The organism is Acidovorax sp. NCPPB 3576 (assembly GCF_028473605.1).
Classification (GTDB): domain Bacteria; phylum Pseudomonadota; class Gammaproteobacteria; order Burkholderiales; family Burkholderiaceae_C; genus Paracidovorax.
Map to the genome: position 1 here is coordinate 1007762 of NZ_CP097267.1, position 11353 is coordinate 1019114.

An 11353-nucleotide genomic window follows, 5' to 3' on the forward strand; every position below is an offset into this window, starting at 1 on the left:
CCGCCGCCAGCGCCTTCGAGGGCCGCCGTCATGAAAAAACTGCTGATGCATCCTGCCGCCAAGCCGGTGGTGTTCGCCCTGTGCCTGCTGCCGCTGGCGTGGCTGGTGTTCGGCGCCGCCACCGACCGGCTCGGCCCCAACCCGGCCGAGGCGCTGATCCGATCCAGTGGCGACTGGGCGCTGCGGGCCCTGTGCCTGGCGCTGGCGGTGACGCCGCTGCGCGTCATCACGGGCACGCCGGCCCTGGCGCGCTTTCGGCGCATGCTGGGGCTGTTCGTGTACTTCTATGCGGTGCTGCACCTCATGGCCTACGCGTGGCTGGACATGGGCTTCGACTGGCCCGAGATCGTGTATGACATCGGCAAGCGGCCCTTCATCCTGGTGGGCACGTTGGCCATCGTGCTGCTCACGCTGCTGGCGGCCACGTCGTTCAACCGCGCCATCCGCTGGCTGGGCGCCAAGCGCTGGCAGGCGCTGCACCGGATCGTCTATGCGGTCGCGGGGCTGGCGCTGCTGCATTTTTTCTGGATGCGCGCGGGCAAGAACAACTTCGCCGAGGTGGCGGTGTACGCGGCCATCCTCGGCGCGCTGCTGGGCTGGCGCGTGTGGAAGCGCTACGCCCGGCGCCCGGTGGCCGCCCGCACGGCATGATGCTATTAAATTAATAGCTATACGCCATAGTATCGATTGCGCTGGAGGCCTTTTTGGCTAGGATCGCCCTTGCACGGCGTGCAGCGCTGGACGCACCTGCCGGGTGGCGGGGTCGATGAACGCCGTGGGGAACTGATAGGCCCGGTCGTCGAACAGGTCGATGCCGCACATCAGGTTCTCGATCCAGTCGAAGAAATCGCCGATGGCCTTCGGGCCCATGATCGGCGCGCCGTGCTGCGGCACCAGCATGGCGATGTCCATCTGCCGCACCATGCGCACCCACAGCCGCAGGATCTTGTTGGACACCATGTAGCGGCGGTGAAAGCCTTCCATGCGCGGAATGTGCGGCCCCAGATCGGTCACGGGCTCGCGCGCCTCGGCGCCCGAGGTCATCGACACGCCCAGGTCCCCCGTGAAGAGGATGCGGCTGACCGGGTCGTAGAAATGGAAGTTGCCCTCGGAGTGCATGAAATGCGCCGGCAGCAGCACCAACTCATGCCGCCCCAGCGGCAGGTGGCCGCCGCCGTCCGGCACGCCGATCACCCGGTTCTCCGTCTTGCCGACCTTGGTGAAATGGGGCGCGAAGCGCTCCCACACGCGCGAGATCACCAGCGTGGCCTTGGTGCTGGTCATCCAGCGGTCGAGCGAGGCGATGATGTCCGGATCGGCATGCGAGGCGATCAGGTACGACAGCTTGTGCGGCGGGAAATGCTTGGACATCCCCATGAACAGCTCGTTGAAGGCGAGGTTGCCGCCCGGGTCGATGATGGCGCCCGTGTCGCCGTCCACGATCAGGAATTGATTGGCCTGAACGGCCTGCCCGTCCTCCTCGATGAGGTCGGAGAACATCAGGCAGGCGTGGTGCTTGTCTCGGTACAGTTCCAGCGGTTCCAGGGCCATGGCATTGCAGCATTCTTGAAAAATGCAAATGTAGGCCGCCCCTGGCGCTCAGGGCTTGATGCGAATCAAGCGTGGGCCAGTCAGCCCACCAGTTTTTCGTGGCGGAAGGTGTCGGCCAGCGATTCGCGCGCGCGGATCAGGTGGACCTGCGTGCCATCCACCAGCACCTCGGCCGGGCGGGCGCGCGTGTTGTAGTTGCTGCCCATGGAGCTGCAGTACGCGCCGGCCGACAGCACGGCCAGGTGGTCGCCCGGCTGCACCGCCAGCGTGCGGTCGCGGCCGATCCAGTCGCCGCTCTCGCAGACCGGGCCCACCACGTCGTACACCTCGCTGGCAGTGCTTGCGGCCGCGGCCTGCACCGGCACGATGGCGTGGAACGCCTGGTACATCGCGGGGCGCGGCAGATCGTTCATGGCCGCATCGACGATGCAGAAGTTCTTCTGCTCGCCGGGCTTCACGTAGAGCACCTCGGTCACGCACACGCCGGCGTTGCCCACCAGCGAGCGGCCGGGCTCGATCATGAAATGGCGGTCGCCGAAGCCGCGCGCATCCAGCTTGGCCAGCAGCTTGGCCCACAGCGCATCGGCGGCGGGCGGCGTGTCGCCGTTGTAGTCGATGCCCAGGCCACCACCGAAATCGATGTGGCGGATCGGGATGCCAGCGGCCTCGATCTCTTCGATCAGGTCGATCAGGCGGTCGGTCGCATCGAGGTAGGGCGTCTCGTCGGTGATCTGCGAGCCGATGTGGAAGTCGATGCCCTCCACCTGCAGGCCCGGCAGCGACGCGGCGTGCTGGTAGGCCGCGACGATGCGCTCGTGCGCCACGCCGAACTTGTTGCCCTTGAGCCCGGTGGAAATGTAGGGGTGCGTCTTGGGGTCCACGTTCGGGTTGACGCGGATGCTGATGGGCGCCTTCGTGCCGCAGGCGACGGCCACCTCGCTCAGCACGTCCAGCTCGGACTCGCTCTCGACGTTGAAGCAGCCGATGCCGATCTGCAGGGCCTGGCGCATCTCGGCCCGTGTCTTGCCGACGCCCGAGAAGATGATCTTGCGCGGATCGCCGCCCACGGCCAGCACGCGCTCCAGCTCGCCACCCGACACGATGTCGAAACCGCACCCCTGGCGCGCGAACAGCTGCAGCACGGCCAGCGAAGAGTTCGCCTTCATGGCGTAGCAGATCTGCACGTTGCGGCCGGCAAAGCCACGCTGGTAGGCCGCCAGCGCATCCAGCATGGACGCCTGGGAATAGACGTACAGCGGCGTGCCATGCTGCCGCGCCAGATCGGCCACGGGAAGTTGTTCGATGAAAAGCGCGTCGGCGCGGTAGGCGATGTGGGGGTGGCCGGGCAGGGCAGGCAAGGTCATGGAGTCGGGGAAGAAGCGGAACGGGAAGGGGCGGACGGGACGATCGGCGACGGCACGGGCGCGTCGCGCATCGGGTCCAGCGTTTGCGGCAGGGTGGCCCGCTGGCTGGCAGCGGGGTCGGCGGGCAGGTACAGGGGGCCACGCTGGCCGCAGCCCCACAGGGCCGCCGCACTCGCCGCAAGGGCAAGCGTCCTGACTAGAATTTGCGATGCTCTCAACATCCGCCGATTCTAATGACTGACCTCGAATTCCTGGACCATGCGGAAAAGCTCCTGCTCGCCGTCGAGCAAGGCTGCGATCGCATCAACGACACCTCGGACGCCGACCTGGACGCGCAACGCTCCGGAGGCATGGTGACCATCGCGTTCCAGAACGGCAGCCAGGTCGTCATCAACCTGCAAAGGCCGCTGCACGAAATCTGGCTGGCGGCGCAGTCCGGCGGCTACCACTACCGCTTCGACGGCCAGCGCTGGATGGACACCAAGGGGGCGGGTGAGTTCTTCGACGCCCTGACCCGCGCCGCCAGCGAGCAGTCGGGCTTGGCGTTGTCTTTTGCTTCCTGAGCGGTGGGGGTGGGCGCACCTTCCTTCACGTCCTTGCACGGCCTGACCGCTCACGGGTTCTTGCCGCTCGAACACCCCCGTAACAAAAAAGCCCTTGCGCGATTGCTGCGCAAGGGCTTTTTTCAAGATGGCCGCGTTGAACGGCCGGCCGGTCGATCCGTTTCAGGTCAATTGCGGAACAGATCCAGAATCCGGTTGCGCTCCTCTGCCGGTGGGGGCGCCTGCGGCGGCGATCCCGGCACGGCGGCGGAGGCGTCTTCCATGCCCACGCTGGCGACCCCGGCGTTGCGGGCGAATTCTTCATAGAACCATTCGCCACCCACGTTCACCACGCCGGGCGGCACGGTCGGCTCGGCCACGGGAACGCCCTTGAGTGCACGCTCCATGAAGCTGATCCAGATCGGCAGGCTCAAGCCGCCGCCGGTTTCACGGCTGCCCAGGTTGCGGGGCGTGTCGTAGCCGATCCAAGTCACCGCGGCCACCGTGGGCTGAAAGCCGGCGAACCAGGCGTCGACCGCATCGTTGGTGGTGCCGGTCTTGCCGTACAGGTCGGGGCGCTTGAGCGTGGCCTGCGCGCGCGCCGCCGTGCCGGAGCGGGTGACTTCCTGCAGCAGGCTGTCCATCACGAAGGCATTGCGCGCATCGATCGCACGGGGGTTGTCGGACGTGGCCGGCGGCTGGAAGTCCGACAGGATGCGCCCCTTGTGGTCGGTGACACGGCTGATCAGATAGGGGTTCACGCGGTAGCCGCCGTTGGCGAACACCGAATACGCTGACACCATCTGCATGGGCGTGACCGAGCCGGCACCCAATGCCATCGTCAGGTAGGGCGGGTGCTTTTCGGCGTCGAAGCCGAACTTGGATACCCACTCCTGGCCGTTCTTCGGGCCGACGGCCTGCAGGATGCGGATGGACACCACGTTCTTGGAGCGGGCCAGCGCGGTGCGCAGCGTCATCGGGCCGTCGTACTTGCCGTCGTAGTTCTTGGGCTCCCACGGCTGGCCGCCCGTCACGCCCGCGCTGAAGAAGAGCGGGGCGTCGTTCACCACGGTTGCCGGAGTGAAGCCCTTTTCGAGGGCTGCCGAGTAGATGAACGGCTTGAAGCTCGAACCCGGCTGGCGCCAGGCCTGCGTCACATGGTTGAACTTGTTCTTGTCGAAGTCGAAGCCCCCCACCAGGGCCTTGATTCCGCCGGTGCGCGGATCGACCGCCACCAGGGCGCCTTCGACTTCCGGCAACTGGGTGATGTCCCAGGTCTTCTTGGGCGTCTGGATCACACGGATCACCGCGCCACGGCGAATCTTCACGTTAGGCGGTGCTTTGTCGCTCAGGCCCGACTGGACGGGCTTGAGGCCATCGCCGGTGATCTCGATCGGCTCCCCGCTGGCACGCGCCGCCACGATCTTCTTGGGCGTGACCTCCAGCACCACCGCCGACATCACGTCGCCGTTGTCGGGGTGGAGAGCGAGGGTGTCGTCGATCACGTCCTCGGCCTCCTGGGCATTGGTGGGCAGGGCCACGAACTTCTCGGGCCCGCGATAGTGCTGGCGGCGCTCGTAATCCATGATGCCCTTGCGCAGGGCGATATAGGCGGCTTCCTGGTCGCCGGCATTGAGGGTCGTGTAGACATTGAGGCCCCGGGTGTAGGCCTCGTTGCCGTACTGGGCGAAGATGAGCTGGCGGGCCATTTCGGCCACGTACTCGGCGTGGATGCGCGTGGTGTCGGGGCCGGAGCGGATCTTCAGGTCTTCCTGCTTGGCAGCGGCGGCATCCTGCGCCGTGATGAAGCCGTTCTCCTGCATGCGGTCGATGATGTACAGCTGGCGAATGCGGGCGCGCTTGGGATTGCTGATCGGGTTGTAGGCCGAAGGGGCCTTGGGCAGCCCGGCGAGCATGGCCGCCTCGGCGATCGAAATGCTTTGAAGGGGCTTGCCGAAATAAGCCTCGGACGCTGCTGCAAAACCATAGGCCCGGTTTCCGAGATAAATCTGATTCATGTAGATCTCGAGAATCTGGTTTTTGGTCAGCAAGTGCTCCAATTTGAAGGTTAGTAATATTTCGTAAATTTTCCGGGTAAATGTTTTTTCGGACGACAAATAAACATTCCGGGCCACCTGCATCGTGATGGTCGAGGCCCCCTGGCTCTTCACCCGGCCCATGTTGGCAAGCGCGGCCCGAACGACGCCCTTGTAGTCCACGCCCCCGTGCTGGAAGAACCGTGCATCCTCGATGGCCAGCACCGCATTGGTCATCACTTTGGGAATGTCCTGGATGGGCGTCAGGTTGCGCCGCTCTTCGCCGAATTCGCCCAGCAGTGCGCCTTCGACGGAATACACCCGCATGGGCAACTTGGGGCGGTAGTCCGCCAAGTCTGAAATGTCGGGCAGGTTGGGGTAGGCCACCGCCAGCGCGACGGCGATGGTGAGCGCCACGCCCACGGCCCCGGCCGCCGCCAGGCCCAGCAACCAGGCCGCGCTGCGGACGATCCAGCGCCACCAGGCCGGCCGTTTCGGCGTGTTCTGGCCAGGGTTCTTGTCGGGAGGTGATGACGGCATAGCGTTCCAGAAGAGAGCAACCGGCCATTATAAAAATATGGGCTTGGTCCGTCTGCCAAATCGTTCGCCAGGGTGGCGTGCCTATACCACAGGCACATGAAAATCGGTATCGGAAGGGACGTCAAATGAACGTCTGCTTTTGACAACGCCAGTTCCGTAACAGCGCCGTAAAACTCTTGGCTGGGCTGCAACCTTACTGATAGCATTCATGTGAAGTGTTAAGTTTTGTTGCGTCAAATTGGCAAGTTACGGGGGCTAATCTTGATCTCTTTGGGGTCTTTTTTCAGTCGCCAGTCCGCGCCACTGCTGGGTATCGACATCAGTTCCTCAAGCGTCAAGCTGGTGGAGTTGGGGCGCGACAAGGCGGGAGGGCTGGTACTGGAGCGATGTGCGATCGAGCAGTTGGAGCGCGGTTGGATCACCGACGGCAATATCGAGAAATTCGATGAAGTCGCGGAGGCCCTGCGCCGGCTGGTCAAAAAGAGCGGCACCCGCACTAAAAACGTGGCTTTGGCGCTGCCGCCATCGGCCGTCATCACCAAACGCATCACCTTGCCCGGCGGCATGTCCGAGCAGGAGTTGGAAGTGCAGGTGGAGTCCGAAGCCAACCAGTACATCCCGTTCTCGCTCGATGAAGTGAGCCTGGATTTCTGCGTGGTCGGCCCAAGCAAGAACTCGCCGGGCGACGTCGATGTGTTGATCGCTGCTTCGCGCCGCGAGAAGGTTCAGGACCGCCAGGGCCTGGCCGAGGCGGCGGGTCTCAAGCCCGTGATCGTCGACATCGAATCGCATGCCTCCCGCATGGCTGCGGGCCGCCTGATCGAGGCGTTGCCCAACCATGGCAACGATGCCTTGGTCGCGCTCTTCGAGGTTGGCGCCTTGACCACCAGCATGCAGGTGCTTCGCAATGACGAAGTGCTGTACGACCGCGACCAGGCGTTTGGCGGCGCGCAATTGACGCAGCTGATCGTGCGGCAATACGGTTTTTCGCTGGAAGAAGCCGAAGGCAAGAAACGCAGCGGGGATTTGCCGGAAGACTATCAGTCTGCCGTGCTGCGTCCTTTCGTGGAAAGCATGGCGCAGGAGATCGGCCGTGCACTGCAGTTCTTCTTTACCAGCACGCCCCACAACCGGGTCGATCACATCATGCTGGCGGGTGGCTCTGCGCCGCTGCCCGGCTTGACCGAAGCCGTGACCCAGCATTCAGGCTGTGCCTGCACCGCCATCAATCCGTTCGATGGCATGGAAATCGGAAGCGCCGTGCGATTGAAGAAGATGGTCCGCGAGGCGCCTTCCTACCTCACGTCCTGTGGCCTGGCCATGCGGAGGTTCCTGCAGTGATTCTCATCAACCTGCTTCCCCACCGCGAGGCGGCCCGAAAACGCCGCAAGGAATCGTTCCAGGCAACGATGTTCGCGTCTTTTCTGGTGGGTCTCGCCATCGCTGGCGGCATCTATTGGTGGTATCAGATGGTGATCACCGGCCAGCAGGACAAGAACACGTTCCTGCAGAACGAAATCAAGGTTCTGGAAGGCCAGATCAAGGAAATCGCGACCATCGAAGAAGAAATCACGGCCCTTCGTGCCCGCCAAAAAGCGGTGGAAGACCTGCAGTCGGATCGCAATCTGCCGGTGCACTTGCTCAATGAACTGGTTCAGCAGTTGCCAGATGGGGTGTACGTTACCAATCTCAAGCAAGTCGATCAGGTGATCACGATGCAGGGGATGGCGCAATCGAATGAGCGCGTGTCGGAAATGCTGCGAAACCTGGCGGATAACACCCCTTGGTTCTCCAAGCCCGAACTGGTGGAAATCGTGGCGGCCAACATTGCGCTGAATCCGAGAGAGCAGCGCCGAGTTGCGTCGTTCAACCTGAGGTTCCGGCTGATGCGCACCAGCGAGGCACAAAAAGCCATGGACGCCGCAAGCGCCCCTGCCACTGCACCCAAAGCGGTTGGAAAGTGAACATGGCAACGAAAAAAGCGTCCTCCATTGATTTTGTGGCCCTGCAATCCGGTTTGCAGCGGCAATTTCGTAATCTTGATCCCAAAGATCCTTCACTGTGGCCCGCGCTGCCGAGGGCTTTGCTTTGCATCGCCATTGCAGCGGGGATTGCCACCTTCCTTTGGTTCTTCAAGCTGAATGAGTACGAAGCGGAACTTGAAACCGAGCGGGCCAAGGAACTCACTCTGCGCGCCGATTATGAAAAGAAGCTGGTAAAGGCCGTGAGCCTGGAGGCGCTTAAAAAGCAGCGCGAGCAGGTGCAGCAATATGTGATTCAGTTGGAAAAACAGTTGCCAAGCAAAGCGGAAATGGCGGCCCTGTTATCTGACATCAATCAGGCCGGTTTGGGGCGCAGCTTGCAGTTTGAATCGTTCAAGCCGGGGCAAATCGTGGTGCGTGATTATTATGCGGAGTTGCCAATCGCCATTAGGGTGACAGGTAAGTACCATGATATTGGAGCGTTTGCTTCCGATATTGCCAATCTTTCCCGCATCGTGACGCTCAACAACCTATCCATCGCTCCTGCGGGCAAGGATGCGGGCAGCCTCACGATGGAGGCCACTGCCCGGACTTTCCGCTATCTCGACCCCGAGGAAATTCAGGCGCAACGCCAGGCGGCTGCGGGAGTCAAGAAATGAGAATCTGGCAGATCGCTTTCTTGGCTCTGTGCAGCGTGTTGGCAGGGTGCGGCTCTTCGGGTGAGGAGGAGCTTCGCCAATGGATGACGGATTTGCGTGCCAATACCAAGCCGCGCATTACCCCGCTCACAGAGCCCAAACAATTTCAGCCGCAAAACTACAAGGCGGATGGAGCGACAGATCCCTTCAATTCCGTGAAGTTGACGCAGGCTCTCCGGCGCGACTCGACCCAGCTGGCGGCGAATGCCACTTTGATCGCGCCAGAGATGTCTCGCCGAAAAGAGCCCTTGGAAGCCTACCCCTTGGACACCATGGCCATGGTCGGGAGCCTGAACAAGACGGGGACTCTGACTGCGCTGCTCAAGGTGGATAACTTGTTGTACCAAGTGAAGGTGGGTAATTATCTTGGCCAAAATTATGGAAGGATTACCCAAATCACTGAAACAGCCATTCAGCTGCGGGAAATCGTTCAGGACGCAACGGGTGACTGGATAGAGCGCCAGACCACGCTTGATCTCCAAGAGGTGAAGAAATGACTCAGAAAAACAGTTTTGGTGCACGCTATCGGGCGTTGTTGTTGGTTGCTGTCGCATCGCTAAGCAGCACTTGGGCTTATGCCCAGACGGCCATCGAGGGTGTCCAAGGGGTTATGCAGGGTGGGACCGAATTGGTGCGCATCGATTTGTCGCAACCACTTGCCGCCCTGCCGACGGGTTTTGCGATTCAGGCCCCTGCCAGAATCGCGCTGGACTTTCCCGCGACGACCAATGCCACCGGCAAGACCTTGGTGGAGGTCAATCAGGGCAACCTGAAGTCAGTGAACATCGTCCAGGCAGGTGACCGTTCGCGTGTTGTGCTGAACCTCAAACAGCCAACGTCCTATCGTGCCGAAATCCAGGGCAAGTCCTTGATGGTGGCATTGGAGCCCGTCTCCAACACGGCGGCTGCGCAGCCTTCCCCGGTGGCCGTTTTCGCGGAAGACCGCAACAGCGATGTCCTGCCCCTGCGTGACCTCGACTTCCGCCGCGGCAGTGATGGAGCGGGTCGTGTCATCGTAGGCCTGGCCAACAATCAAGTCGGCGTGGACCTGCGCCAGCAAGGCAAGGGCCTGGTGGTCGAATTCCTGAAGTCGTCGCTGCCGGAGGGCCTGCGCCGCCGTCTGGATGTGACGGACTTCGGCACCCCGGTGCAGATCGTCACGACATCGCAGCAGGGCGAGCGCGTTCGGATGACCATCGATCCCATCGGCGAGTGGGAGCACAGTGCTTATCAAAGCGACAACCAGTTCGTGGTGGAAATCCGCCAGAAAAAGGTGGACCTGAGCAAGTTGACGCAAGGTCCTGGATTCAGCGGAGAAAAACTCTCGCTCAACTTCCAGAACATCGAAGTGCGTTCGCTGCTGCAAGTGATTGCGGACTTCACGAACTTCAACATCGTGACTTCCGATACCGTCACGGGTGCACTGACCCTGCGATTGAAGGACGTGCCCTGGGATCAGGCCTTGCAAATCATCATGGATGCCAAGGGCCTTGGCATGCGCAAGTCGGGCACGGTCCTCTGGATCGCGCCCAAGGACGAAATCGACGCTCGCACCAAGAAGGATTACGAGGCCGCGCTTGCGATTCAGAAACTCGAGCCGCTGCGCACGCAAGCCTTCCAATTGAACTACGCCAAAGCGGCCGACATGGTGACCCAACTGGCGACCAGCACGAGCAGCGGCGGTACGAGTGGCACATCCACGCGCTTTCTGTCCGAGCGGGGCAGTGCGATCTCCGAGCCTCGAACCAACCAGCTGTTCGTGACGGACACGCCGAGCAAGTTGGAAGAAGTGCGGCAACTGCTGTCGACGCTGGATGTGGCGGTGCGCCAGGTCATGATCGAAGCGCGGATTGTCGAAGCACGCGACACCTTCGGCCGGTCACTCGGCGTCAAGCTCGGTGCGTCTGACCTGAGGGCCAGCCGCGGCGGCGACGGCGGCTACGGCATCGGTGGCAACAACCGTGTCGCCTTCGGCACGAGCTATAGCAATGCCGTGTCGACCAGCGGCGCCAGTTCCACCGCCACCGATCCTGGGGGCACGTTCGTCAATCTGCCAGCGCAGTTGTCCACGACGAGTGCGGTGGGCTCGTTTGCCTTGTCCATCTTCAATTCGGCGGCCAACCGTTTCCTGACGCTCGAGCTTTCGGCGATGGAGGCAGACGGCCAAGGCAAGATCGTGTCCAGCCCGCGTTTGATCACGGCGGACCAGACGAAGGCCTTGATCGAGCAGGGCACGGAGTACCCTTACTCCGTCACGGCCCCCAACGGCGCCACCACCATTGCCTTCAAGAAGGCGGTGCTGAAGCTGGAGGTGACGCCGCAGATCACCCCGGAAGGCAACATCATTCTGGACCTGGATGTGAACAAGGACAGCCGTGGCGAGAGCACGACCCAGGGCGTGGCCATCGACACCAAGCACATCAAGACCCAGGTGTTGATCGAAAATGGCGGGACTGTGGTGATCGGGGGTATCTTCGAGATGGAAGAAACCAACCAGGAAAATAAAATCCCCGTGCTGGGTGATGTGCCGGTGGTGGGCAACCTCTTCAAGAGCCGGACCAAAGAATCCACGAAGCGTGAAATGCTGGTATTCATCACACCCAAGGTCATTTCCGATCGCGGACCAGTTCGTTAACTATA

The 11353-nt window shown here is 62.3% G+C and carries 11 protein-coding genes; 7 read left to right on the top strand and 4 right to left on the bottom strand.

Features of this window, described 5'->3' with window-relative positions; all coding sequences use genetic code 11:
- Positions 1 to 30: 30 nt before the first annotated feature.
- Positions 31 to 651 carry a sulfite oxidase heme-binding subunit YedZ gene (locus M5C98_RS04740; RefSeq protein WP_272551292.1) on the top strand — a complete coding sequence of 207 codons (621 nt, stop codon included), beginning with the start codon at positions 31 to 33 and terminating at the stop codon, positions 649 to 651.
- 57 nt (positions 652 to 708) lie between these two features.
- Here the strand turns inward: M5C98_RS04740 and M5C98_RS04745 are convergent, their stop codons facing one another.
- The 3 genes from M5C98_RS04745 to lptM all read right to left on the bottom strand — a co-directional run bounded on the left by M5C98_RS04745 (position 709) and on the right by lptM (position 3136).
- A complete protein-coding gene (locus tag M5C98_RS04745; RefSeq protein WP_272551293.1) occupies positions 709 to 1551 on the bottom strand; it encodes an MBL fold metallo-hydrolase in 843 nt (280 codons plus the stop codon).
- 80 nt (positions 1552 to 1631) lie between these two features.
- Positions 1632 to 2915: a diaminopimelate decarboxylase gene (gene lysA / locus M5C98_RS04750; protein ID WP_442867231.1), complete on the bottom strand. Its 1284-nt coding sequence runs from the start codon at positions 2913 to 2915 to the stop codon at positions 1632 to 1634.
- Positions 2912 to 3136: an LPS translocon maturation chaperone LptM gene (lptM, locus tag M5C98_RS24755; protein ID WP_442867232.1), complete on the bottom strand. Its 225-nt coding sequence runs from the start codon at positions 3134 to 3136 to the stop codon at positions 2912 to 2914. Before lptM ends, lysA begins: the two co-directional genes overlap by 4 nt.
- Before the next feature lie 12 nt (positions 3137 to 3148).
- On the opposite strand from lptM, the gene cyaY reads away from it, so the two are divergent.
- Positions 3149 to 3478 carry an iron donor protein CyaY gene (cyaY, locus tag M5C98_RS04755; RefSeq protein ID WP_272551294.1) on the top strand — a complete coding sequence of 110 codons (330 nt, stop codon included), beginning with the start codon at positions 3149 to 3151 and terminating at the stop codon, positions 3476 to 3478.
- A 167-nt stretch (positions 3479 to 3645) separates the two neighbouring features.
- Here cyaY and M5C98_RS04760 read toward each other — a convergent pair whose 3' ends face one another.
- Complete coding sequence (locus M5C98_RS04760; RefSeq protein WP_272551295.1) at positions 3646 to 6033, bottom strand: penicillin-binding protein 1A; 2388 nt, start codon at positions 6031 to 6033, stop codon at positions 3646 to 3648.
- A gap of 261 nt (positions 6034 to 6294) precedes the next feature.
- On the opposite strand from M5C98_RS04760, the gene M5C98_RS04765 reads away from it, so the two are divergent.
- Genes M5C98_RS04765 through pilQ form a run of 5 tightly spaced genes read left to right on the top strand, consistent with a single transcriptional unit; the run spans position 6295 to position 11348 of the window.
- Entirely contained in the window at positions 6295 to 7374 is a 1080-nt protein-coding gene (locus tag M5C98_RS04765) for a pilus assembly protein PilM (RefSeq protein ID WP_272551297.1), read from the top strand.
- Positions 7371 to 7997 (top strand): PilN domain-containing protein, encoded by a 627-nt coding sequence (locus M5C98_RS04770; protein WP_272551299.1) that lies wholly within the window; start codon positions 7371 to 7373, stop codon positions 7995 to 7997. Before M5C98_RS04765 ends, M5C98_RS04770 begins: the two co-directional genes overlap by 4 nt.
- 2 nt (positions 7998 to 7999) lie before the next feature.
- Positions 8000 to 8674, top strand: a complete 675-nt coding sequence (locus M5C98_RS04775; RefSeq protein ID WP_272551300.1) for a type 4a pilus biogenesis protein PilO — start codon at positions 8000 to 8002, stop codon at positions 8672 to 8674.
- Entirely contained in the window at positions 8671 to 9210 is a 540-nt protein-coding gene (locus tag M5C98_RS04780) for a pilus assembly protein PilP (RefSeq protein WP_272551301.1), read from the top strand. The genes M5C98_RS04775 and M5C98_RS04780 overlap by 4 nt, the downstream gene beginning before the upstream one ends.
- Positions 9207 to 11348 (top strand): type IV pilus secretin PilQ, encoded by a 2142-nt coding sequence (gene pilQ, locus M5C98_RS04785; protein ID WP_272551303.1) that lies wholly within the window; start codon positions 9207 to 9209, stop codon positions 11346 to 11348. Before M5C98_RS04780 ends, pilQ begins: the two co-directional genes overlap by 4 nt.
- Positions 11349 to 11353 lie beyond the last annotated feature (5 nt).